24 protein-coding genes are annotated in these 25,225 nt (G+C 29.4%); 3 read left to right on the forward strand and 21 right to left on the reverse strand.

All coding sequences use genetic code 11. From position 1 onward, the window contains the following. Positions 1-4 precede the first annotated feature (4 nt). The 17 genes from FBF06_RS06465 to FBF06_RS06545 all read right to left on the reverse strand — a co-directional run bounded on the left by FBF06_RS06465 (position 5) and on the right by FBF06_RS06545 (position 18,925). A complete protein-coding gene (locus FBF06_RS06465; protein WP_002859121.1) occupies positions 5-622 on the reverse strand; it encodes a phosphatidylserine decarboxylase in 618 nt (205 codons plus the stop codon). Then, complete coding sequence (ftsH, locus tag FBF06_RS06470) at positions 619-2,556, reverse strand: ATP-dependent zinc metalloprotease FtsH (protein WP_002856296.1); 1,938 nt, start codon at positions 2,554-2,556, stop codon at positions 619-621. The genes FBF06_RS06465 and ftsH overlap by 4 nt, the downstream gene beginning before the upstream one ends. Before the next feature lie 3 nt (positions 2,557-2,559). Beyond that, positions 2,560-3,405 carry a 50S ribosomal protein L11 methyltransferase gene (locus tag FBF06_RS06475; protein WP_002856135.1) on the reverse strand — a complete coding sequence of 282 codons (846 nt, stop codon included), beginning with the start codon at positions 3,403-3,405 and terminating at the stop codon, positions 2,560-2,562. A 22-nt stretch (positions 3,406-3,427) separates the two neighbouring features. Then, positions 3,428-3,820, reverse strand: coding sequence for a chemotaxis response regulator CheY (locus FBF06_RS06480; RefSeq protein WP_002866134.1), 393 nt, complete (start codon positions 3,818-3,820; stop codon positions 3,428-3,430). Between the two features lie 112 nt (positions 3,821-3,932). Continuing rightward, positions 3,933-4,826 carry a PDC sensor domain-containing protein gene (locus FBF06_RS06485; protein WP_002856519.1) on the reverse strand — a complete coding sequence of 298 codons (894 nt, stop codon included), beginning with the start codon at positions 4,824-4,826 and terminating at the stop codon, positions 3,933-3,935. Further along, the gene (gene pglF / locus FBF06_RS06490) at positions 4,826-6,598 is read right to left on the reverse strand and encodes a UDP-N-acetylglucosamine 4,6-dehydratase (configuration-retaining) (RefSeq protein ID WP_038400575.1); all 1,773 of its coding nucleotides are present in this window, start codon (positions 6,596-6,598) and stop codon (positions 4,826-4,828) included. The genes FBF06_RS06485 and pglF overlap by 1 nt, the downstream gene beginning before the upstream one ends. A 1-nt stretch (position 6,599) precedes the next feature. After that, positions 6,600-7,760, reverse strand: a complete 1,161-nt coding sequence (pglE, locus tag FBF06_RS06495) for a UDP-N-acetylbacillosamine transaminase (protein WP_002859872.1) — start codon at positions 7,758-7,760, stop codon at positions 6,600-6,602. A 97-nt stretch (positions 7,761-7,857) separates the two neighbouring features. Continuing rightward, positions 7,858-8,448: a UDP-N-acetylbacillosamine N-acetyltransferase gene (pglD, locus tag FBF06_RS06500; RefSeq protein WP_004308598.1), complete on the reverse strand. Its 591-nt coding sequence runs from the start codon at positions 8,446-8,448 to the stop codon at positions 7,858-7,860. Next, positions 8,435-9,037, reverse strand: coding sequence for an undecaprenyl phosphate N,N'-diacetylbacillosamine 1-phosphate transferase (gene pglC / locus FBF06_RS06505; RefSeq protein ID WP_002860214.1), 603 nt, complete (start codon positions 9,035-9,037; stop codon positions 8,435-8,437). The genes pglD and pglC overlap by 14 nt, the downstream gene beginning before the upstream one ends. Then, on the reverse strand, positions 9,030-10,160 hold the full coding sequence (pglA, locus tag FBF06_RS06510; protein ID WP_032580861.1) for a N,N'-diacetylbacillosaminyl-diphospho-undecaprenol alpha-1,3-N-acetylgalactosaminyltransferase: 1,131 nt from the start codon (positions 10,158-10,160) through the stop codon (positions 9,030-9,032). The genes pglC and pglA overlap by 8 nt, the downstream gene beginning before the upstream one ends. Before the next feature lie 9 nt (positions 10,161-10,169). Beyond that, a complete protein-coding gene (pglB, locus tag FBF06_RS06515) occupies positions 10,170-12,311 on the reverse strand; it encodes an undecaprenyl-diphosphooligosaccharide--protein glycotransferase (protein ID WP_002867210.1) in 2,142 nt (713 codons plus the stop codon). Positions 12,312-12,314: 3 nt separating this feature from the next. After that, a complete protein-coding gene (gene pglJ, locus FBF06_RS06520) occupies positions 12,315-13,412 on the reverse strand; it encodes an N-acetylgalactosamine-N,N'-diacetylbacillosaminyl-diphospho-undecaprenol 4-alpha-N-acetylgalactosaminyltransferase (protein WP_032592448.1) in 1,098 nt (365 codons plus the stop codon). Beyond that, the gene (gene pglI / locus FBF06_RS06525; RefSeq protein WP_032583777.1) at positions 13,400-14,329 is read right to left on the reverse strand and encodes a GalNAc(5)-diNAcBac-PP-undecaprenol beta-1,3-glucosyltransferase; all 930 of its coding nucleotides are present in this window, start codon (positions 14,327-14,329) and stop codon (positions 13,400-13,402) included. The genes pglJ and pglI overlap by 13 nt, the downstream gene beginning before the upstream one ends. Next, on the reverse strand, positions 14,322-15,401 hold the full coding sequence (gene pglH / locus FBF06_RS06530; protein WP_002859237.1) for a GalNAc-alpha-(1->4)-GalNAc-alpha-(1->3)-diNAcBac-PP-undecaprenol alpha-1,4-N-acetyl-D-galactosaminyltransferase: 1,080 nt from the start codon (positions 15,399-15,401) through the stop codon (positions 14,322-14,324). The genes pglI and pglH overlap by 8 nt, the downstream gene beginning before the upstream one ends. Next, entirely contained in the window at positions 15,398-17,092 is a 1,695-nt protein-coding gene (pglK, locus tag FBF06_RS06535) for an ABC-type lipopolysaccharide transporter PglK (RefSeq protein WP_070318342.1), read from the reverse strand. The genes pglH and pglK overlap by 4 nt, the downstream gene beginning before the upstream one ends. After that, on the reverse strand, positions 17,086-18,072 hold the full coding sequence (gene galE, locus FBF06_RS06540; RefSeq protein WP_002874249.1) for a UDP-glucose 4-epimerase GalE: 987 nt from the start codon (positions 18,070-18,072) through the stop codon (positions 17,086-17,088). Before galE ends, pglK begins: the two co-directional genes overlap by 7 nt. Before the next feature lie 58 nt (positions 18,073-18,130). Beyond that, the gene (locus tag FBF06_RS06545) at positions 18,131-18,925 is read right to left on the reverse strand and encodes a 3'-5' exonuclease (protein WP_032583024.1); all 795 of its coding nucleotides are present in this window, start codon (positions 18,923-18,925) and stop codon (positions 18,131-18,133) included. Positions 18,926-18,991: 66 nt separating this feature from the next. Between FBF06_RS06545 and waaC the strand changes: the two genes are divergently transcribed. From waaC to FBF06_RS06560, 3 genes are read left to right on the forward strand one after another with little or no spacing between them, the layout of a single operon-like run. Then, positions 18,992-20,020 (forward strand): lipopolysaccharide heptosyltransferase I, encoded by a 1,029-nt coding sequence (gene waaC / locus FBF06_RS06550; protein WP_002859241.1) that lies wholly within the window; start codon positions 18,992-18,994, stop codon positions 20,018-20,020. Further along, positions 20,010-20,888, forward strand: a complete 879-nt coding sequence (gene htrB, locus FBF06_RS06555) for a lipid A biosynthesis lauroyl acyltransferase HtrB (protein WP_100624280.1) — start codon at positions 20,010-20,012, stop codon at positions 20,886-20,888. The genes waaC and htrB overlap by 11 nt, the downstream gene beginning before the upstream one ends. Continuing rightward, the gene (locus tag FBF06_RS06560) at positions 20,885-21,586 is read left to right on the forward strand and encodes a glycosyltransferase family 2 protein (protein WP_002902664.1); all 702 of its coding nucleotides are present in this window, start codon (positions 20,885-20,887) and stop codon (positions 21,584-21,586) included. The genes htrB and FBF06_RS06560 overlap by 4 nt, the downstream gene beginning before the upstream one ends. Here FBF06_RS06560 and FBF06_RS06565 read toward each other — a convergent pair. Genes FBF06_RS06565 through FBF06_RS06580 form a run of 4 tightly spaced genes read right to left on the reverse strand, consistent with a single transcriptional unit; the run spans position 21,579 to position 25,221 of the window. Next, on the reverse strand, positions 21,579-22,649 hold the full coding sequence (locus tag FBF06_RS06565; RefSeq protein ID WP_100624279.1) for a glycosyltransferase: 1,071 nt from the start codon (positions 22,647-22,649) through the stop codon (positions 21,579-21,581). The two genes, FBF06_RS06560 and FBF06_RS06565, sit on opposite strands and share 8 nt — an antisense overlap. Further along, positions 22,630-23,409: a glycosyltransferase family 25 protein gene (locus FBF06_RS06570; protein WP_168977591.1), complete on the reverse strand. Its 780-nt coding sequence runs from the start codon at positions 23,407-23,409 to the stop codon at positions 22,630-22,632. Before FBF06_RS06570 ends, FBF06_RS06565 begins: the two co-directional genes overlap by 20 nt. Continuing rightward, positions 23,406-24,338: a glycosyltransferase family 2 protein gene (locus FBF06_RS10035; RefSeq protein WP_100624278.1), complete on the reverse strand. Its 933-nt coding sequence runs from the start codon at positions 24,336-24,338 to the stop codon at positions 23,406-23,408. The genes FBF06_RS06570 and FBF06_RS10035 overlap by 4 nt, the downstream gene beginning before the upstream one ends. Beyond that, on the reverse strand, positions 24,331-25,221 hold the full coding sequence (locus FBF06_RS06580) for a glycosyltransferase (RefSeq protein ID WP_002801401.1): 891 nt from the start codon (positions 25,219-25,221) through the stop codon (positions 24,331-24,333). The genes FBF06_RS10035 and FBF06_RS06580 overlap by 8 nt, the downstream gene beginning before the upstream one ends. Between the last annotated feature and the right edge of the window lie 4 nt (positions 25,222-25,225).

Below are 25,225 nucleotides of genomic sequence, written 5' to 3' on the forward strand. Positions count from 1 at the left end.
TTCCTTACGCAAAATAGCCTAGCAATGAACCTGCTTTAATTTCATCATTTAAGCCTATATAAATTCTAGTATCTTTTGGTAAAAGTAAACTTATAGAGCCATTAATTAAAAAACCCATTCTATCTCCTGCTTTTAAATCATGAGAAATATTATCGAGCTTTAATTTTCTATCAAAAGAACCTGCATAGATTCGCAAGGCTATCATTTTACTCTCTTTAACTTTTGCCAAAATAAAAGCTCTTTCATTCATCATTTTTGCAGATTTTAATTCACTGCACAAAAAAAGCCCATGTCGTAAACGAATATCTATTATAGACATTGCAAAAGGTGTATTAAAATTCCCAGCATCATAAAGAGCATTTTTAATAGTAATTTCAACACATTCACCCAAATCTTTATGATGAATATTTTCTATTTTAGTAACCCTACCATCCATAGGTGCAAAAATAGCTTTTTCATCACTACAAACAAGTTCTCTTTTGGGCGCTCTAAAAAGAAAAATACAAATTACAATTAATGCTAATAGCAAGATGGAAAAAGAATAAAAAATCCACACAAAAATAAAAATTAAGCTTAAAATAATAAGACTTAAATATCCATCTTTTGCAATAAAATCTTTCATTCTTCTACTTTAACTTCAGTTTTAACTTCTTCGAGTTCTTGCAAACGAGTTGGTAGACTATTTTGATCCTCAAACTCTTTAATAATCTCGCGCACTTTATTACCTTCAATAGTTTCTTCTTCATAAAGGGCTGCAACCATAGTCTCAATCGCTCCCTTATAAGTATTTAAAGTATCTTTAACATCTTTATAGCGTTCATCCAAGGTTTTCTTTACATAATCATCTAAAGATTCTGCCATCTTTTCAGAATAATCTTTGATAGTTTGTCCACCACTTAAGAAAGTATTTCTTTGTTTTTCAAGTACCATAAGTCCTGCAATTTCACTCATACCATACATAGAAATCATAGCTTTTATGATATCGGTTGCTCTTTCTAAATCATTACTTGCACCCGTTGAAATTTCACCTATAAACACTTCTTCAGCTGCACGACCACCCAAAAGTACATCTACTTCAGCGATAAGTTCATGTTTTTGCATTAAAAATTTATTTTCCTCAGGAGTATTTAAAGTATAACCTAAAGCCGCAAGACCACGCGGAATCACAGAAACCTTACTTACACGTTTTGCGCCTTTGGTAGTTTCAGCAATCAAAGCATGACCGCATTCATGATAAGTAACAATTTTCTTTTCTTTTTCATTAATACGACGTGATTTCTTCTCAAGCCCTGCTATAGCTCTTTCAACAGCTTCAACTAAATCATTTTGTTCTACATATTTTTTAGAATCCCTACCCGCTAAAAGCGCTGCTTCATTAATAATATTTGCAAGATCAGCTCCTGCAAGCCCTGCGGTTAAGCGTGCTATATCTTCTACTTTAACTTTTGGGGAGATTTTGACATCTTTCATGTGCACTTTTAAAATATCACACCTACCTTTAAAATCAGGTTTATCAACTAAAACTTGTCTATCAAACCTTCCTGGTCTTAAAAGCGCTGCATCTAAAACTTCTGGGCGATTTGTTGCTGCTAAAACAATGACTGGGGAACTTTCTGTCCCAAAGCCATCCATTTCAGCCAAAAGCTGATTTAAAGTTTGCTCTCTTTCATCGTTTCCACCCATCATGCCACTTGCTGCACGACTTTTACCAATAGCATCTATTTCATCTATAAAAACAATAGCAGGAGCTTCTTTTTTTGCATTTTCAAATAAATCTCTCACACGAGAAGCACCTACACCCACAAACATTTCTATAAAAGACGAACCTGAAACACTAAAAAACGGCACATCAGCTTCACCTGCAACTGCTTTTGCAAGCAAAGTTTTTCCTGTACCTGGAGGCCCAACAAGTAAAAGCCCTTTTGGAATTTTAGCTCCCAATTTAATATATCTTTCAGGATACTTTAAAAAATCTACAATTTCTTTTACTTCTTCTTTAGCTTCTTCAACACCAGCTACATCGCTAAATTTTACTTTAGGTTTTTCTGAATTTACAAGCTTCTTAGAACTTCCTATACCCAATATAGAACTTCCCATATTTTTTTGCATACGACTTGCCAAAAACATCCAAATACCAAAGAAAATAAATACTGGCAAAACCCATGAAAAAAGTATATCCGTAAACCAATTTGTTTCAGAATACGCACCATAAGCGATATTTTTACTATCTAGTAAACTCACAAGCTCAGGATCATTAACTTTTTTTGCTGTATAAACAGTATTGTGAGAGCTTGAAATCGCTTTGATTGTTGTTTGTCCTATACTAACTTGATTGATTTGTCCACTTTCAATAAGCTTTTTTAACTCAGAATAAGGGACATTTTTATTTACTTCATTGCCATTCAATGCCCCGCCAAAAGAACCATTGCCATCAAAAAATCCCTTAAAAATAATTATCATTACAATTGCAAAAATCGCAAAAATAAAAATGGGATTTTTGTTAAAAAAATTATTACCCTGCGGATTACCCTTATTATTTTGGGTATTATTATTCATTACTTATCCTTTTTTATTATTTTTATATACAAAACTACACCACTCATTGATTTGCATTTCATCAATGAGTTCCAAATCTTGAAATTTTTCTTTAATTCTTGTTGAATATTTATCTAAAATTCCTGACAAAATAAGTATAGCATTATCTTCTAAATGGTTTTTAATATCTTTTTCTAAAATTAAAATCACATCTGCAATGATATTTGCAACAATTAGATTATATAAACCATTTGCTTTATCTATAGATCCACACCAAGCCTTGTGAAAATCGACACCATTTAATCTTGCATTTTCTAAAGAACTATCAATAGCCAACTCATCAGTATCACAAATTTCAACATTACAACCAAACTTTGCCATAATAATACCCAAAATTCCACTACCACAACCAAGATCTAAAGCTCTTAATTTACTTTTAGAAAATTTTTGTAAAAATTTTACACAAGAATATGTGCTTTCGTGATGTCCTGAGCCAAAGGCTAAGGCTGGATTAATCTTTATATTTATACAATTCTTCTTTTCTTCTTGCCAAGTTGTATGGATGTAAACATTATCCACTAAGATAGGTTTTATGCCTTTTTTATATTCTTGTATCCAGTCCTTGTTTTCTTTCTCTACAAGACTTAAATTAGAAATAATTTTATGGTTTAAATTGAAAGTAGTTGTAAGTTTTTGAGCAAATATTTCAAGTGCCCATGAAAACTCTTCTAAACTCTCATGGGATCTAATGTAAACACCATTATCTTTCTCTTCTATGGCTTCTATACCTAAATCAAAAGCAAAATCAAGAAATAAATTTTTATACCGCTCTTCTACAATAAAGAACAATTCATAATATTTTTTTTGCATTTAGAATTTTAAAAATCAGCCTTTACTCAGCTGCACCTTCTCCACTTCCTGTTCCTAAAACATCTTCAAGTTTTTCCTTTAAAACTTGTGGAGTAAAAGGTTTTACAATATAGTTATTTACGCCAGCTTTTAAAGCAGTAATCACTTCAGCTTTTCCGCCCTCAGTTGTAACCATGATGATAGGCATATCTTCATATTTTTTCTCTGCTCTTACTTTTTTTACCAACTCCAAGCCATTCATTTCTGGCATATTCCAATCTGTAATTAAAACTTTTACATCTTCATTTTTAGTTAATAAATCCCAAGCTTCAACGCCATGCTCAGCTTCTAAAACATCATCGTGTCCAAGTCTTGTTAGGGTATTTTTAATAATCCTTCTCATAGTAGAACTGTCATCAACAACTAACAATTTCACAATTTCGTCCTTTCAAAGTTTTTATAGTTTTATTTTACCCTTTTTAGCCTTATTAATCAAGCTAAAAAATTTTAAAAAACAGCATTATATCATCTTTTACTTAAATTTTTACTCAAATATTATTATTTTTATACTTAACCGTAAATAAATATACACTTAAACCTAAAAGAAGCAAGCTCACTCCACCGATAAGATAAATCGCATAAATCATCTGAGAAAGATCACCAATAGCAAGTTTAAATACCAACATCAAAGCTTCTATAGCTAAAGCAATGATAATAGAACCCAAAAATCTCACCATAGTTTTTTGAATTCCACCTTCTTCTTTTTTTGTCCTTCCTAATACTTCTTGTTCGATCAAAGTTTTTGCCAAATCAAAAATAGCTAAAGCCAAAGTTATAGCGATGGTACTTTCAAACATATGTTCTATACCTATAGCTTGATTATCAAAAAGACTAAAAAAACCTTTTTGAAATAAAAAACAAGTAATCACAAATAAAACCAGTGCGAAGCAAAAATATACCGAACGACTAAATTGAGTAAAAACAAACTCAAATTTTCCTGCTTGAATAATCTTTAAAATATCTTCAAGCTTGATATCAATACAAACAACAAAAAGCAAGTTATTTTTATCATCGTAAATTGGCATAGAAGCTGTCACGCAAAGCTCATTATTTAAAACCGAAGGATAAGGATCGCTTAAAACACATCGTCTTAATTTTACAGCTCTATAAAAATAAGAACGAGTACTTCTATCCTCACCCTGTCCTATTTCATGAGCCTTATTTAAGGAAATCGCATTTTCTATTTGCATACCTGAAATATCTAAAATATACAAAGCATCAAAAACAACAACTTCATGAGCTATTTTATCCAAAGCTGTTTTAATCGTTTCAAGGTGAATGTCAGGAAGTTTATTGGGTAGATTTCTTGTTAAAATATAACTCATATAAGCTCTAGCACGATAGCGATTATCTTCAAATCTTTGTATATCTTTTATATACATTATACACCTTCTTTATTGTGTTTAAATTCAGGTACAATCTTTAATAAAGCCTCTGAAATATCTTCACATATTTGTAAATTTTCTATCTCTTTATTAAGCCAATCAAGATCAACCTTCTCATTCTTTGCTACAAAAATACTCTCATATTGCGTTTTAGCATCATTTTCATCAATCAAAAGCTCTTCATAAAGCTTCTCACCTTTTCTTAAGCCTGTGATTTTAATCTCTAAATCATTGCGATTAGAAAGTAAAAGCATTTTTTTAGCTAAATCTATGATTTTCACAGGCTTACCCATATCCAAAACAAAAAGCTCTCCTCCTTTTGCGATAGCCCCAGCTTGTAAAACAAGTTGCACTGCCTCAGCCACAAGCATAAAATAACGCACTATATCAGGGTGTGTTAAAGTTAAAGGCTCATTATTGGCAATTTGTGCTTTAAATTTCGGTATCACACTACCACTAGAACCTAAAACATTGCCAAAACGCACACAAGCAACTTCAAAATTTTCATCACTCATACTTAAAGTATAAAGCTCACAAACTCTTTTAGTGCAACCCATAATATTTGTTGGTCGCACTGCTTTATCTGTACTTATCATCACAAATTTAGCTACTTTATTTTCTTTAGCACTGTCGCATAAAATTTTAGTTCCTAAAATATTATTGATTACTGCTGAATGTGGATTTTGTTCGCAAAGAGGCACATGTTTATAAGCGGCTGCATGTAAAATAAGCTCAGGTTTATAAGTTTTTAATACCTCATCTAAACTTTGCTTATCTAAAATACTCAGTAAAACAGGAGTAATTTTTTCTTTATATAAATTTAAATCATCATTGATCTTATAAAGATTATACTCACTATGATCAACCATAATAAGATGCTTAGCACCAAATTTAATACATTGCTTACAAAGTTCACTGCCTATAGTTCCACCTGCTCCACTTACCAAAACTACCTTGTCTTTTAAAAAAGCCGCCACAGCACTATCGTCTAAATCTTTTGGTTTTCTAGCAAGCAAGTCTTCTATACTGATATCTCTTGCTTCGTTTCTTGTAAAAGAAAATATTTTTACATCGCAAATACCATAAGCTACAAGTTCTTCAAAAAGTTTTTTAAGCTCTTCTTGTTCAAGTCTTAAAGCAATAATGGCAGTTTTTACCCCTTGTTCTACATAAGATTTTATTTTTTCTTTTTCTTCTACAATAAATTTATCACAATAAGTCCCTATAAGCTCTTTTCTCGCATCAACTACGCCTACAGGAAAAAGCCCTAAAGAACCTTCTTTTGCACCTTTTAACAAATGCAAAGCCTTAGAAGTTGCCCCTACTACAATACAAGGAGTTTCTTCTTCTTTCATTCTAGAAGGTTTAAAATCCACAAGCATTCTTTTGCTAATTCTTAAAGTACCTATAAACATATAAGAAAGAACAAAATCTATCACAATAGCACTTCTTGGAAAAGGATTAAAAAAATCACTAAAAAAATAAAAAATAAGAAAAAAACAAAACTCAGCTAAAAGCAAAGCGATAAAAATCTTTCTTGCTTCATTGAGAGAAAAAAATCTCCAAGCTACTTTATAAATTCTAAAAACAAACAAAAATGAAAGTTTTAAAACAAGCAAAATAATAGCAGAAACCATCATACCATGATAAAAAATACTCGGAATATCTCCACTAAATCTCAAAGAAAAAGCCAGATAAACGCTAAGTAAAATTAAAACAATATCTGAAGTTAAAAAAAATGCTAATCTTTTGCTTTTATAAAAAATCATTTTAAGCCTTTATGCTCTTTAAGATCAGTTTTGAAATTTCATAAACATCATCTTTACTCATCGCCGTGCCACTTGGCAAACAAATTCCTTTTTGGAAAAATAACTCACTATTGCCATTAAGATAAGCCTTAGCTCCTTTAAATACTTCTTGAGCGTGCATAGCTTTCCATAATGGTCTTGTTTCTATTTGTTCATTTTTCAAATCTTCTATGAGTTTTGAAATTTTTGGATGCAAAGTAATATTTTTTTGACTGATATTTATATCTTTTTGACAAGAATTAAGTTCATTTTTATCAAAATCAATCAAAGCTGTACTTAACCAGCGATTACTTCTTGAATTTTCCAATTCATCTAAAAAGCTAAAATACTCTCCTAAAAATTCTTTATACCACTCATAAATTTCTCTTTTTTTAAGCACTCTTTGTTCTAAAACCTCCATTTGTGCTACGCCAATAGCTCCTAAAACATTGCTTAAGCGGTAATTATAACCATAATCTAAATGTTCATAATGCAAACAATTTTCCCTAGCTTGAGTGCTATAAAATCTTGCTTTTTCAATCTTTTCTTTATTTTTTCCTATAAGCATACCTCCACCTGAAGTGGTGATAATTTTATTGCCATTATAAGAATAAACTCCAAATTCTCCAAAAGTTCCTAAGGCTTTATTCTTATAAAAACTTCCTAAAGCTTCAGCAGCATCTTCAATTAAAACAATGTCATTTTCTTTGCAAATTTCAACAATTTCATCCATTTTAGCCGCATTGCCATAAAGATGAGTTAAAATCAATGCTTTTGGTTTTTTTTCACATTCTTTAATAGCAAGCTTTAATAAATCTACATCGATATTATAAGTTTCATCACAATCTATAAATACAGGTTTTGCTTTAAGATAACAAATAGGTGCTACTGAAGCGATAAAAGTAAAAGAAGAAGCCAAAACAATATCATCTTGTTTTACCCCTGCCACCCTTAAAGCTAAATGCAAAGCCGCTGTGGCTGAATTTAAAGCTAAGGCATTTTCACTTTTACTGTAAGCCTTGACACTTTGTTCAAAGCGATTTACAAATTCACCCAAAGGTGCTATATAATTGCTTTTGAAAACTTCTTCTATATATTTTAATTCATTACCACCCATATGCGGAGGAGAAAGAAAAAATCTCATGATTTATCCTTTGTGTAAAACAAAATTTTTATAAATTGACTCTATTTTACCTAAAAAAATTTACAAAGAATCAAACAAAAATCTTTTTATAATCATTTCATATTTTTCTTTTTGCAGGCACTCCCACAAAAACACCTTTTTCATCTTGATTTTTAACTAAAGTTGCTCCACCACCTAAAATACTATCATCTGCCAAACTTAAATTAGGCAAAACACAAGAATTAATCCCTAAAAAACAATTTTTACCAATTTTTACATTGCCCGCACATTTAGCTCCCACACTCACATGAGAAAATTCCCCTATCACACATTCATGCTCAATTACGCTTGAAGTATTTAAAATCACACCTTTTTCTATTTTAGCTTTAGCGTTAATCACTACATAAGGCATGATTAAAATTCCTGCACTTTCTTCCACGATTGCGCTAGGACTTATAAGTGCACTTTTATGGATAAGATTGACAATTTTAAAGCCATTTTCTGAAATTTTTTGATAAATCTTTTTTCGAATTTCATTGTTTCCTATGGCTATAAAAAAATCATATTTAGGTAAGGTACTTTCAAATTTCATTCCTTTAAAATCATCTAAAAAAATACATTCTTTATAACCCATATTTTTAGCCACATCTTCACAAACAAGCCCATGACCACTAGCACCATAAATATAAATTTTTTCAGTTCTTGCCATTAAATTTCTCTGTTGTAACATGGCCTTCTTTGCTTACCCCACTTCGTTTTAAAACCTTTAAAGCTGTTAAAAACATGATTTTTAAATCAAGCAAAAAAGAAATATTTTTCACATAATACACATCAAGTTCGAATTTTTTCTGCCAAGAAATAGCATTTCTACCATTTACCTGCGCCCACCCTGTTATACCTGGACGCACTTTATGACGCAATTTTTGCTCTTCATTATAAAGGGATAAATACTCTACTAAAAGAGGTCTAGGTCCCACAAAACTCATATCCCCTTTTAAGACATTAAAAAGTTGTAAAAACTCATCCAAGCTTAAGCTTCTAACAATTTTTCCAAAAGCTTTTAAGCGAAGCTCATCGCTTAATAACTCACCCTTTTCATCTCTTTCATCGCTCATGGTTTTAAATTTATAAATTTTAAAAATTTTTTCATCTAACCCGGGGCGATTTTGGGTAAAAATCACACTTCCTTGAGTGATTTTTAAAAGTAAAGCAGTGATTAAAATCACCGGAGAAAAGAGTACTAAAAGCACTAAAGCTAAAATAAAATCAAAAATTCTTTTAAAAACTTTTTCATACATTCTTAATTACCCTATCATAAAGTTTTAAATAACGCTGTGCGATATTATTTTCATCGTATTGCAAAGCATCTTGGGCGGCATTTTTAGCTAAATTTAATCTTAATTTTTCATCTTCTAATAAAAGTGAAATTTTTTCGCTTAAATCCTTAGCATTTTTTGTTTTTGCCCAAAGTCCATCATAAGCATTAGAAATAGCCTCTACACAACCTTCACAATCGCTCACCACTATAGCCTTACCACAAGCTTTTGCCTCCAAAACACTTACAGGAAAGCCTTCTTTATAGCTTGGCAAAACAAAAATATCACAATTTTGCAAAAGTTCTACGATATCACTTCTAGCACCCAAATAATGCACTGCGCCAGAGTTTAAAAACTCCAAACTCGCACAAGAAGGATTTTCATCTCTTCCACCAACTAAAACAAAATTTGCTTTGTCTTTTAGCATAGTAGCACTTTCATAAAATTCTTTTACACCTTTATGCCATAAAGCTCTTGCTATCATAAGTACAATGGGTTTTTTATCTATGTTTAAATTTTTCCAAAAAAGCTCTTTTTTTTCCGATTCTACATAAATAGGAAAAAATTTTTTTAAATTGATCCCTACAGATTTTATCACGCAAATTTTATTTTCTTTAAGTCCTAAATTCCGCATAAACTCAGCATTACTTTCATTGACAAAAATAAACTGGTGTGCAAATTTAAAACTTAATTTATAAAGATTATTAATAACAAAACGCACTAAATTTGCCTTAAAACCTTGATCTATATAAAAAGATCCCAAGCCTTCTACCAAAGCAAAACGATAAGGAATTTTTGCCCATTTTGCTGCTAAAATTCCAAAGGTATTGCTTTTATGTGCTGCACTTTGAATAAGATCAAGATTTAAATTTTTCAAAACCTTAGCAAGATAAAAAAAATTCTTTAAAACCACAAAAGGATTTAAACTAGCTCTTGAAAACTCATAAACAATTACTTGTAAACCAAGTTCTCTAAGTTTTTGCGTGTATTCATCTTGTGGCACTATAACAAAAACTTCATCTTTTCTATCTTTTAATGCTTTTATAATAGGCATTCTAAAATGATAAATACTTGCTCCTGCATGTGATAAAAATCCTATTCTCATTTTCAACCCTTAAATTTTAAGTTTAAAAACCTTAGCATCTCTAGAATTAATCACCAAGTCAAATAAATTCTTATCATAATTTCCTAAAAAAAACATTTGCACATAAGCACTATTAAACATGGTTTTATCCATTAAAATAAATTGTGCGTAAGGAATAGCACTATCCTTTAAATAAAAAATATAAAACTGAGCCTTATCATCAATTGGAGTGATTTTGTATTCACCTTGTTTAATAGAATTAATCTCTACGATACTATTTACAGAAACCACATTATCACCTATTTTAAAACTTCTAAAATCATCGCTTAAAACCACTCCGTTGCTAAGATAAATTTCTCCATTTTTAACATCAAGTGGATAAGCTGTGCTAAAGGTAAAAGGTTTATCCAAAACTCCTGTATCTAAATTAATAAAAGAAAAACTAGCCACCGTAGAAAAAATCAAAGACATTCTAGCGGGCATATAAAGATAAATATCACGAGTTTTTGGTGTATCGATTTTAAAATCAGGTTTTGATAATGAAGCTAGAAACAAATCCACATTGCTTTGATTATAATCTTTCATCATGGCTTGTAAAATGTCTGTTTTTAAAATATCATTTTGCGGAGCATAAAAGCTTTTTTCTGTATATTCTACACTAAGTCTTGCCATATTAGCCGCAGCTTGTTCATCTTTGCTTAAAGCAAAAGAAGGGAAAAAATTATCCTTACCTAAATGCTTTCCACCATCTACTAAAGTTTTCACATCGCTATAATAACGCACAGGATAACCATAATCCCACCAAGTTACCACATAATCTTCTCTATTGGCTATATTTTTTAATTGATTTAATAATGATGCTTCATTTTGAGAAAAAACTGTTGGCGCTTTATAGTTGTAAATATGGATAAATACTGGAGCTAAAGTCAAAATAGTTGCAAAAACAATACAAACATTTGAAGTTAATTGGCTATATTTTTTAACCAATATAGCCTTAAACTCGCTCAATAAAAAACCAAATCCTAAAGCCATTACAGGTACAGAATAAATGGTAAATCTAAGCCCCCCTTTTAAGGCTAAAAACCCAAGCACCAATATAGGTAAAGCCATAATCATACTTTTATGTTTTCTCAAAAGCCATACAAAACCAAACAAAGAAAACAAGAAAACAATTTCACTACCACTAATTCTTCGCATAAATTCGCTAAAATCTACATTTTCAACTTCTTGTATGGTTTGATTAACATTAAAATACATAAAGCCCTGTGTTAAATTCGCACTTTCATCACTTCTAAAAATATAAAATTTAAGCTGATAAAGTATGGGATCAACCCCACCGCTTAAAATCAAAAATATCAAAGTTGCACTACCTAAAATTCCTATAATCATAAAATTTAAGCGTTTTTGCTCTAAAGCAAATAAAGCAAAAAGTATTACTATAATGGCACTTTGATAAAACCATGCTATATTTGAAAGAGTAAGAGAAGACAAAATCACAGCTATATAAAAAATCTTTTCTTTTCTATGAAAAATAAGTGTATAAATTAAAAAAAGTCCAATTAAAGCTACATTTAAAGTATAACTTGAAGGATACCACCAAAGATAAATCCCTATAAATAATGGCAAGGCAATCAATGAAAAAAAGTCTTTTTTTAAAATCATTCTTACCATAAAAAATAAAATAAACATAGGTAAAACAATTACCAGCATATCCGTATCATAATACCCACTCATAGTGCGATTATAATAACTGTTTGCTACACTTGCTAAAAGAGCAGCTACAAAGCCCATTAAAGGACGTTTGTATTCATTAGCTAGTAAAATAATAGGAATCACCACCAAAGAAGATAAAAAAGTACTCATATATAAAATGATACTTTCAAAAGAAAAAGGTGTGATTTTATAAAGCCAATAAGTAAGCGTAGATAAAGAAGATCCATAATAACTCAAATCATTAGGCTGATGAAAACCTGCTATCATATCTCTTGCGCCCTCAGCAAAGGCATAGCCATCGTTTGAAATGATCATTAATTGATTATTGAAAAAATACTCATTAAACTCACTTGCCCACCAAATCCAGTAAAATCTACACAATACACTAAAAACATAAGCTAATATAATCATCGCAAACAAAACTAAATAAGGGTTTTTTAAATACTCTTTTTTCAACATCTTTTATCCTAATAAATATTTCAAAGCATCGCGTGCAATTTTTACTTTATCAAAGGCTTTAGCCCTAGTTTTAGCTTTGTTTTTATACGCTTTTCTTAATTTATCGTCTTCAAGCATAGTTTTTAAACCCTGAAACATAGAGTTTTCATTATCTACTTCTACTAAAAGTCCAAATTCATCATCGCCAAAAAGCTCTCTTGCACCACTTTTATGATCAGTGCAAACCACCGCACAAGAACAAGCTAAACTTTCGATTAAAACATTTGAAAAACCTTCAAACACAGAAGCAAAAGCAAAAAATTCGCATTTAGCCATGTATTTATAAGGATTATTATCAAATCCTAAAAGCAAAACCTTTTCTTCCAAATTTAATTCTTTAATCAAAGCTAAAAGCTCATCTTTAAGCACACCTTCACCTAAAATCACAAGCTTTAAACCTGTTTTCAATCTCGCATAAGCACGAATTAATAAAGCATGATTTTTACCTTTATCAAGCCTGCCTACACTTAAAATAAATTTATCTTTTAAAGCTATGTCTTCAAGGGCTTTTTGCCCTATGTTTTCTAAATCGATGGCATTGTATAAAATTTCACATTTTTTTGGATTTATACTAAAATTTTGCACTAAATCTTCTAAATTTCCCTTAGAATTAGGCAAGATTAAATCAGCTTTTGGGTAAAGCAAAGAAATTAAAAATTTATTTGCCAAAGAATTAAAATTATTTTTTACATACATCACACTTGGCGTAGTGCATTCATTGATCACAAGGCGAGTTTTGTTTCCAAACATTCTTGCCATTAAGGCTATATAATTAGGTCGATTTAAAAAAACAAATTCTGTATCAATGCCCAAATTTCTGCAAAGTTTTTTATATTTTAAAGCCAAAAAAGGTAGTTTTAAAAATTTCAAAATAGGATTTTCACTAGGTTTTGAACATTCTAAAAAATGAATTTGACACTCTGGAATTTTATAAGAAATTTTATCATTCATCAAGATCAAATGCACTTCAAATTTCAAACTTAAAATAGGCAATAAAGTCGCCACAACTCTTTCAGCACCACCACTTCCTAAAGAATAAATAAAAATGCCTAATTTTTGCATAAAGCCACCCGAATTTTTGATAATTTTTCAATCATATTATTTGGAATTATACTTAAAATGAGTAATATCAAAGCAGGAGCGTTGATTTTTATACTTAGGCTTTTAAACAAACATTTATAAAGGGCTTTATAATTTTTTGCAAGTTTTGCATAATAAGCTGCCATTTTATAATAACTCGCACAAGTTTTTTTATAATCTTTATCCTTACTCATTCTAAGTTCATTTTCTAAATTTTTAGCAAGCTCTAAATATCCCAAATACACCCTATAAGCATTTTTATTCGCCCCTAAAGTCACGCTATCTTGCCTAAAAATTCTATAAATCCTAAAAGCCTTATGGATATAAAAACTTTTTTCCTTGTATAAATTTACCCAAAGCGTGGCTTCATTGCCATAAAATTCTTCATTAAAACGCTTGTTTTCAAGTAGAGATTTTTTAAAAACAGAAAAAAACTCTCCGCTAAATTTAGCCATTAAAAAATCTTTTTTAGAAATTTCACTATCTTTTTCCAAGCCCTTACCGCTAAATTCCTTGCTTAAATTTCCTTCTTTTTCTATCAAACAATTTCCAAAAACATGAGCATAACCCTCATTTGCTTTTTGCATCAAGGTACTTAAAGCCCCAGATAAAAGCTCATCATCATCATCTAAAAAAGTTACAAACTCGCCACTTGCTTGATCTAAGCCATTATTTTTATTGCCATTTGGGCCTTGTTTGTAATTTTGATTTAAAAAATACTTAATGCGATCATCATCTTTTTGTAAATTTTGCACCACACTTTTAGTATCATCGCTAGAATTATCATCGCTTACAATAATTTCTAAATCTTTAAAATCTTGATTTTGTATGCTTTTAATAGCCTTTTCTAGTAAAACTTGACGATTAAAAGTTGGTACTATAACAGAAAGTTTAGGCATTTTTAACCTCAGCTATAAGCTTAAGCCATTCTTCTTTGATATGAGAAATTTCAAAGTCTTTACACCTTTGTTTGGCATTATTTACAAGTTCTTTTCTAAAATTTTCATTATTTAAAACAAGTTCAAGTTTTTTAGCAAGTGCTATTTCATCATCACAACCTATCAAAAGCCCATCATGATTATCTTTGATTAAATCCTTAGCACCATTATAATAAGAACTTGAAATTCTACAAACCTCAAAATACAAACTTTCAATTAAAACCGTTGGCAAACCCTCTACAAAAGAACAAAGACAAAGCACTTTTGCTTTTTCATAAAGAGTCTTGACATTTTCAACTCGTCCTAAAAAATCAACTTTTATTCCTAAAGATTTTACCTTGTATTCAAGTTCTTGCCTTAACTCTCCATCTCCTGCTATAACAAATTTATAATTTTCTTGCAAATTTTTATCCAAATGCGCTATAGCTTTTAAAAACATTGCAGGGTTTTTGTTGTGATCTAAACGCCCTATAAAAAGAACCAAATTTTCCTTTTCAAAACTAGAATCAAAAGGAATTTCATCGCTAAAATGACAAGGGTTTAATAAAAGCCTAACCCTTTTTACAAATCTTTCATAATACACCTTATCACTGCTTCCAAGCACACTTAAAGCATCACAAAAAGGATAGCTTACCCTTCTTAAAAAACGCCAAATTTTAGGTTTTAAATACGCTTCATTGCTATGCTCACTTATAATGAGTGGAGTTTTAAACCCTATTTTCGCAGCAATACAAGCAATATTAGTCGTATCCAAAAAAGAAATAAAAACATCAGCCTTACTTTCTTTCAAAGCCTTTCTTAAAGCAAAAAATTTCTTAAAACGACTTGCGATTTTATGATAAAGCGTATCAAATCTAAATTGTTCTAAACTTGTAACTTTAACTTCATTTTCAAGCTTATAAAAAGATTCTCCTGCATGAAATTTAATAATACTTACTTCATGCTCTTTACAAAGTGCATTAACTAAGGTTACTAAAACACGCTCAGCGCCTCCTGAATTTAAAGTTGCGATAATAAAGCTTATTTTCATCATTTCTCCTCTTTAAGCTTACCGTGTTCTAAACGATAAACCTTATCACATTGCGTTATCGTAGAAAGGCGATGTGCGATAATAATCATGGTTTTATCTTTAGAAATTTTATAAATTTCATCCATGATTTTTGCTTCACTTTGAGTATCAAGAGCAGAAGTTGCTTCATCAAGCACTAAAATTTCAGGCTCTAAATATAAAGCTCTTGCTATAGCTATGCGTTGTTTTTGTCCCCCGCTTAAATTACTCCCCCCATCACCCACTTTTGTTTGCACTCCTTGAGATAAATTTTTTATAAAATGCTCTAAATTTGCTTGTTTGATAATCCTATTAAGTTTTTCTTCATCAACCGCATCTCCAAAAGTGATATTTTTAGCTATACTGTCATTAAAAAGATAGATATTTTGCGGGATATAGCCTATTTTTTGGCGATAATTTTTTGTATTATTTGCATTTAATTCTTGCTCATCAATTAAAATTTGCCCTTCTTTTGGTTTTAAAAGTCCTATGATAAGATCTACTAAGGTACTTTTTCCGCAACCACTCTCCCCTATAAAAGCGATTTTTTCGCCTTTTTTAATGTTTAAGTTAAGATTTTTAAATAAATATTTTTTTCCCTCATAACCAAAGCTAAGGTTGTAAATTTTAAGCTCTTGATTAAAGCTTAATTTTTCCTCGCCCAAATTTTCTTCTTCTTGTCTTAAATTTTGATAAATAATATCCAAAGAAGAATGATAATAAAGCAAATCATGATAACTTGTAATAATACGATTTGCACTTGGCATTAAGCGATAAAGTGCTAAAACAAAAATAGAAATCGTGGATAAAATACCTGAAATATCACTTTCATTTTTCAACACCAAAAATACCACGATAAAAACAAGTACACAAAAACCTATTCCTTCAAGATAAATTCTAGGCACCGCAGCTACACTTTCGTTGGTAATATTTGCTTTAGAAAAAGCTTCACTTTGCGCTTTAAAAAGACTTAATACTCCATCTTCTTTGGTTTTAAGCTTAATAAATTTGAAATTATTTAAATTTGTATTTAAAATTTCAAAGAAATTTTTCATCGCTTCTTCGCGTCTTACTCCTGCTTTTTTAATGATAGGGCTTAAAATTTTCACTAAAATAAAGGCATTTAACACCATAAAAATACTTAAAAATAAAGTGATTTTATAATTAATCAAAAGCATTAAAGCATAAAGCAAAAGCACTACAAAAATTTCACTCATCAAAAGCAAAAATGATGAAATCATAGTGCTTAGATTATAAACTTCCCCTGTAATGGACTTTAAAATTTCAGATTGATTTTTTTGAGTAAATTTTTCATAATTAATATTTAAAAATTTAGAAAAAACCTTATAAGCGATCACATGATAACGCCCTTTAGAAAATCTTGCTAAAAGATGAAAATAATACGCATTTAACAAAGCTCTAAACACATAAAAAACAATAAGCCCCACCCCAAAATAAACAATGATTTCAAAAACAGGGATATTAAGATATTCTTTTAAGCTGATTAAATATTTATTACGATCAAAATAAGAAAAATCACTGGCCAAAGTGATAAAAGGCATTACCAAAGAAATCGCAAAAGTTTCTATAAAAGAAACAAATACTGAAAAAACAAGCAAAAAAAATAAAAAATTTTTATCTTCCTTACTTAAAATAAAAAAAAGTTTTTTTAACACTGTTTTTCCCAATCAAAAGCAGATTTGCAAATAAGCTCTAAATCATCATATTTAGGCTGCCAAGAAGTAAGATTTCTGATTTTACTTGCATCAGAAATCAACACACTAGGATCACCTGCACGGCGTGGGGCAAGTTCTACTTTAAAATCCACTCCACTAACTTTTTTCATCGCTTCAATCACTTCTTTGACACTAAAACCATGTCCATAACCTACATTAAAAACATTACTTTCATTCTCTTGTAAATAATCCAAAGCCGCTAAATGCGCACTTGAAATATCATCTACATGGATAAAATCTCTTATGCAAGTACCATCTTTTGTATCATAATCATCGCCAAATATGAAAAGTTTATCACGTTTTCCTGCGGCACATTCAGCTGCAACTTTTATGAGTAATGTTGCTTTTGGATAGCGTTGTCCTAAAGTATAATCCATACAAGCACCTGCAACATTAAAATATCTTAAAATACAATGCTTAAATTCAGGATTTGCCATACTTGCATCACGCAAAACCTCTTCACTCATAAGCTTACTACGCCCATAAGGATTAATAGGTGCCAAAGGGCTTGTTTCGCTCACAACAGGAGTTTGTGGTTCGCCATAAGTGGCTGCCGTTGAAGAAAATATAAATTTATTTACTCCAGTTTGCAAACAAGTTTCGATGAGATTTGTCGTATTAACAGTGTTGTTCATATAATATTTTAAAGGATTTTGCATACTTTCAAAAACTTCAATGCTTGCTGCAAAATGCACAATAGCGTCAAATTTTTCTCTCTCAAACAATGCTTTTACGCCTTGAAAATCACTTAAATCTTGTTCGAAAAATTTAAAAGCTCTTATTTTTTGCAAATCTTCTATTGCGATTTTAGAACCCTTAGAAAGATTATCTAAAACACAAATTTCATGATCTGTTTTTAAAAATTGTCTTAAAGTATGAGAACCTATATAACCTGCACCACCGCTAATAAGAATTTTCATCATCATTCCTTTTTTTAAAAAATGTCAAAAATAAATTTTAATATATTTTCTTAAATACTTAAGATTGAACTTTTGAAATTTCACTCTCACAAGCTTTTGCAAAAACTTCTGTATAGGAACGATCTGATTTTTTTTCACGCAAAAAATCTCTCATATAAGAAAGAAAATCAACATAATCTTCTTCACTAACATTAGCTTTAATAAGTTCATATTTTAAAAAAAGCATATAGGTGTTTAAAACATCACTTTCACAATATTCGTGAATTTTTTCAAGTTCATTTTCATAAAAAAGTTTCATCACCTCATCGCCATGCACATCATATTTTCCTGGCAAACCCACCATAGAACAAAGTGTATCAAGCTTTATTCCACGCCCGTTAGATCCTAAGGATTCTAATAAATCACAATGTTTTAATTCTGAAAATCTTGTTTTATAATTATTCCATTTATCACTTTGAGTATCCAAATAAGTTGCTGCTTTTAAATTGTATTTTAAAGCCCTTAAAACAAGAACAGGCATATCGAAATTTTTACCATTAAAACTGACTAATTTTGGCTCATAATTTTCTATAAAATTAAAAAAATTAGCAATCATTTCTTTTTCATTTTGCCCATCAATTTTATTTACTTTGATAAATTTTCCAAAATTATCACTTAAAACCGCACAAATACTGATAATTTTATGATAAGGCAAAGGCAAAAACTCACTCCCACTTTGTTCTTTTTGCCACTGAAGTGCTTTTAAACTTACCTCTAAATCACTTCCTTCAAAACCCAAAGTTTTGCGGATAAGCTCAACATCTGGCACACTCTCACAATCAAAAACACAAATATAACCTTCATTTTTTGCCATTTTTAACCTTTTTTTAAATAATTTCGCTAAAATCATAGCAAAAAATTTTAAAATATTAGGCTTTTAATGAAAATAGCAATTGTTCGTTTGTCAGCACTTGGTGATATTATACAAAGTGCCGTGGTTTTGCAATTTATCAAAAATTTTAAAAAAGATATAGAAATTCATTGGTTTGTAGATGAAAAATTTGAAGGCATACTTAAAAACCATCCTTTAATAGACAAACTCTATGCCCTGCCCTTAAAAGACAAAAAAATTTTAAAAAGCCTAAAAATTCTTCTTAAAGCAAGAAAAAACAACTATAATGCAGTAATAGATCTACAAGGGCTCATAAAATCTGCTATTGTAAGTCGAATTTTAAGTAGAAATAATTTTGGTTTTGATAAAAATAGTCTTAAAGAAAGTTTTGCTCATAATTTCTACAACCAAAAACTTGAGTTAGATTACAATGAAAATGTATTTGTAAGATACTTAAGTCTTACCTCCTTTATGTTAAATACTGATTTTAATGTCAAAAATTTAGCCTTTAAACAAGATATTTTTAGCGTAGATGAAAATTTAAAACAACTCTTAAACAATAAACTCAAGCTCGACAAAAACGAAAAAAACATACTCATACACGTGGGTTCAAGTGTAGAAAATAAAATCTATCCTAAAACCAAACTTGCTATACTTTGCAAACTTTTAATCAATGAATTTCAACAAGCAAAAATTTGGCTCGCTTGGGGAAATGTAAAAGAATACGAATTTGCCAAAGAAGTTTTAAATCTTAGTGGTATTGATGAAACACATATAGAATTAGCACCAAAATTCAGCCTTGAAGAGCTAATGGCTTTTACAAAAATGATGAATCTTATCATAGGAAATGATAGTGGTCCAACACATTTGGCTTTTGCTTTAAATAAGGCATCTATTACGATTTTTGGTGCAACACCAAGCTACCGCAATGCTTTTCAAACTCATATCAATAAAATCATTGATGCAGGTAAAAAAATCCAAAATGCCAAGCATATCGATAAAAGTGATTTTTGTATCACGCGTATAGAAGAAGAAGATATCTTCAAACTTGCCAAAGGCTTACTTAATGAAAAATAGTGATAGAATATATCTTAGTCTTTATTATATTTTAAAATTTTTTGTTACTTTTATGCCTGAGTGTATCTTGCATTTTTTAGCTTTGATTGTAGCAAGAATCACTTTTTATCTTAATAAAAAACATCGCAAAATCATCGGTACAAATTTGCAAATCTGCTTCCCTCAATACACTCAAAAAGAACGCGATAAATTGTCTTTGAAAATTTATGAAAATTTTGCTCAATTTGGAATTGATTGTTTGCAAAATCAAAACACTACCAAAGAAAAAATTCTCAATAAAGTAAATTTCATCAATGAAAATTTACTTATAGACGCTCTAGCTTTAAAGCGTCCTATTATCTTCACAACTGCACACTATGGAAACTGGGAAATTTTAAGCCTTGCTTATGCAGCTAAATATGGTGCGATTGCCATAGTAGGGAAAAAGTTAAAAAGTGAAATTATGTATGAAATTTTAAGCCAAAGTCGCACCCAATTTGACATAGAACTTATCGACAAAAAAGGCGGCATAAGACAAATGCTAAGCGCTCTAAAAAAAGGGAGAACTTTAGGAATTTTAACCGATCAAGACTGCGCAGAAAACGAAAGCGTAAGATTAAAATTTTTTAACAAAGAAGTGAATTATCAAATGGGAGCAAGCCTTATCGCACAAAGAAGCAATGCTTTGATCATCCCTGTTTATGCCTATAAAGAAGATGGTAAATTTTGCATAGAGTTTTTTAAAGCAAAAGATTCTCAAAATGCAAGCTTAGAAGAACTGACACTTTATCAAGCACAAAGTTGCGAAGAAATGATTAAAAAAAGACCTTGGGAATACTTTTTTTTTCATAGACGCTTTGCAAGTTATAATCAAGGAATATACTCATGAATATTTCAATAGTAATACTAACTTTTAATAGTCAAAAATATCTTCAAGAAGTATTACAAAGTGTTAATTTTGCCAATGAAATTATTTTAATAGATAGCGGAAGCACAGATGATAGTCTAATAATAGCAAAAGCTTTTAAAAACGTTAAAATTTTTCATCAAGATTGGCTTGGTTTTGGAAAGCAAAAACAATTTGGAGTTGAAAAAGCAACTAATGATTGGATATTTGTTTTAGATAGTGATGAAGTTTTTACTGAAGAATTAAAAGAGGAAGTATTACAAATAATTAAAAATCCATCATTTAAAGCATACAAAGTAGCAAGATTAAATTTTTTCTTTGGAGAAGCAATAACAAAAATGGGGCTATATCCTGATTATAACATAAGATTATTTCATAAAAAATATGCCAAATTTAATGAAAGAGAAGTTCATGAAAGCATAATCTGTCAAGAAAAAATAGGGAAATTAAAACATCATTTTTTACATTATGCTTATGAAAATATCGAGCAATTTATAGATAAGCAAAACAAATACTCGAGTTTAAATCCTAAAAAAAATAACCTTCTTAAAGCTTTAATAAATCCTTATTGGACTTTTTTTAAACTTTATTTTGTAAAATTAGGTTTTTTAGAAGGCAAAAGAGGTTTTATCATAGCAAAGCTTTATGCACAATATACTTTTTGGAAATATATTAAGTAGTTTTAATCATATCAAACAATTCATCCCATTTTTTCATCACGCTTTCTACCTTATGAGATTCAACTTTTTCTTTGGCCTTTTTAACAATTTTTTGCCTTAAGTTTTCATCTTGCATTAAAAGCGATATTTTTAAAGCCATATCATTAAAATCACCCATCTTAAATAAAAGTCCATTATTTTTATCATCGATTAACTCATTTACACCCATATAATCACTACTGATTCTAGCGCATTCATAAAAAGCAGCTTCGATTAAAACTATAGGTAAGCCTTCTTGTTTGGAACATAAGCATAAAATTTTAGCTTTTTCATAGTAAAAACTTAAGTCTTCTATATAACCTACAAAATCGATGTGCAAATTTAAATTTTTAGCAAGCTCCATCAAATTCTTTTTTAAAGAACCCTCTCCTGCTATGATAATCTTCCATTTATTTAAAACATCTTTTTGGATACAAGATAAAGCTTTAATAAAAACATCCACAGCCTTTTCTTCCTCTAATCTTCCTGCATATAAAATAATGTTTTCTTTATCATTTGTATGAATTTGTTTTTTTACACCCAAGGGATTAGGCATGATGAGTTTGTTTTTTACAAAAGAATAATATTTAAAATCTTCCCCGGTTAAAACACTTAAATAGGTAGCCAAAGGATACAGTTTTCTTCTTAAACGATTGGTTTTTTTAGACTTTTCTCCAAGATGAAAACCATGCTCGCAAATAATATGCTTGATGCCTATATTTTTATTTGCAAGTAGAGTAAATAAATTGGGCTTGGTTTTAAAAGAAATCATAATATCAGGCTTATACTGTTTTAATTTTTTTTTAATTGCGTACTTATATATGATTTTATTAATAAGTTTATTTAAAAAACGCATGGGAGTTAAAGCTTTGGTGTTGATAAATTCAACATAAGCATTGCTACAAATATCATCATAAGCTAGGGGAGTCTTTTCAAAAAATAACAAAGAAAGCTCGTGGTTTTTGCTCCATTCTTTAACAAGTTGATAAATAACATAACTTACCCCACCTTTGTTAAAATGGTCACTAACAATCAATATTTTCATAAGGTCTAACCTTTTTTAAACTAGGTAAAAAATATTTTATAAAAATATGAATTTTTTTAATATATTTACTTATTTTATTTTTCTTTTTAAGAAATTTTTTATCATCTTGAGTAGAACTTTCAAGCATAAAATTTTCATGCGTATAAACAAGCGCAGGAAATAAAGCGTAAGTGTTTAAAACTTTTTCATTACAAGTAAGAGCATCTATAGGCAAATAAATTTTTTCTAAATGAGAAAGCAGTTTTAAGGCTCCATTTTTGGTTATAAAATAACCATAAGTACCGTTACCTCTAGCGACCAAACGACGAATTTTACAATTTAAGATTTTTTTTGCAAATCTTCTTGAGTAAGGACTTTCTATCCTAAAACCATCATCGTTATAAACCTGTCTTTGATGCCCTAATAACAAAAGCTCTAAGTCTTTAGGAAATTCATTAAAATGTTGTAAAAATTCAAGTAAGCTTTCATCAAAATACGCATCATCTTCTAAAATCACAGCGTGTTTTAAGTTTTCTTGCAATATTTTTTCATAACATTTTTTATGAGATAAAGAACAACCAAGCTCTCCAAGTCCTAATTCTCTTTTATGAAAATTTAGCATTTTTTCATAATCAACTATATTTAAATACTCTTGCTTGCTTATAGCTTTTCCTTCTACGGCTTGGATGATTTCATAATCAAGTTGATATTTTTGACACAATTTGCTAATGTATTCTTTTCTTTGTTCTGCTTTTTTAAGATTGATGATAAGAAATTTCATTTTAATTCCATTGCTAATTGTTTTATATATTTTTTTCTTGTTAATTTTATCTTTTTTCTTTTTAATTTTATGAGAATTTTTTTAAAAAAATTATTATAAACAATACGATATTTTAAATCTAATTTATATATAGAAAGCTCGCAAATAAAGTATTGACACAATAAAAAATATATAGAATTTAAAGCATTAGAATATAAATTAAGTTTATGAATAACAAAATTTAAATTTTCTATAAAAAATTTCATCTTATCAAAATTTTTTCTTTCATTGGTTGATGAGCTAATATTTTGCATATTATAATTAATCAGACATTGCTCTAAAGTCACAATACGCTTGCATTCAAGATAATACAAAGTAAGGAGCAATGCATCTTCTGCCATAGTAAGTTTTGGGTTTTCATTGATTTTTTCAAAAGTCTTTAAATATTTTTGTTTTTGAAAAACTTTTGTCCATATACCCCAATTATATATGTTTGAATTAACAATCTGTTTTGCTAAAAATTTCAAATACTCATCAATATTATAATTATTATTAATAAAAAAAATATTTTTTTTCAAAGTTGTATCCAGAGTATTATAATTAAAACATATCAAATCATTATTTTGATCTAAATACTTAGATACTTCCTCACAAGCCTCAAGTTCTAAATAATCATCAGGGTCTAAAAACATGATATATAAAGAATTAGCTGCCTTAACTCCTTCATATCTAGCTCTTAAAAGACCTAAGTTTTTTTCATTGTGAATTATTTTTATTCTTTCATCTTTTTTAGCATATTCTTTAGCTATATTTATACTTTTATCACTTCCACAATCATCCACTATAATTATTTCTATATCTTTAAAAGTCTGATTGATACAACTTTCTATTGCTTTGGCTATATATTTTTCTACATTAAAAGTTGGCAAGATGATTGAAATTTTAGGCATTGTTTTTCTTAAAAATCTTTTTTGGGTGGCGAAAATAAAATCTTATTTTATTTTTTATATTAATAAAAGGAAGGAATTTATCATAATGTTTATCGCAAAAACTAAGATTATAATTTAATTTAAGACATAAATCAAGGATATTGTGCTTTTGAAGTAAAAATCCATAAATACACGATTTATAAAAATGATTTTTATTCATTTTATAAATTCTCCACATTTCAGAAAATAAATGCAAACAAAGTCTGTTTTCATCGAAAATTTTTTTATCTATAAAATCTCTAGTATTACCACAAGAAATTTGACAAGTATCTTTATAGTCTAGAGCATGTTTTTCTAAATCATATTCTTTAACCCATTTAGCTAAAAACCAAGGACCTATAATACCCCAAGGAATTATTTTGTTATCATCAACAATCTTTTTTGCTTCTTCTATAAGTAATTTTCCAAATTCACTTTGTTTTGGGAATTTTAAAAACGAATTAGTGATTGCTTGCTCATTATTTTTTGCAAATTCTGAATTAAAAATATAATCTTGTTTATAATCATAAAAATTTAAACACACCATATCAAGATCCACCCATACCCCCCCCCTGAGATAGAGTAGATTATATCTAAAAAAATCTGAGAAAGAAGCTACTCCAGCTCCCCTATCATCACTAAAATATTCTTCAAAAGGTATGATTTCATTTGCATCTTTAAGTATAAAATTATCAAACAGCTCTTGGAATTTTAAAAAGATTTTATCTTCTAAATTATAAGTATATAGATGGAATTTATACCCATGATCAAGCCAAGATTTAATCGTAAGAATTTCCATTAAACCTATACCCTTATAGCCTTTAGGAGTATACCAAAAACTTGAAATTTTGTAATTTTCTTGCAAATTC

Origin of the sequence: Campylobacter sp. CFSAN093227 (genome assembly GCF_012897855.1) — a bacterium.
Lineage (GTDB): Bacteria > Campylobacterota > Campylobacteria > Campylobacterales > Campylobacteraceae > Campylobacter_D > Campylobacter_D jejuni.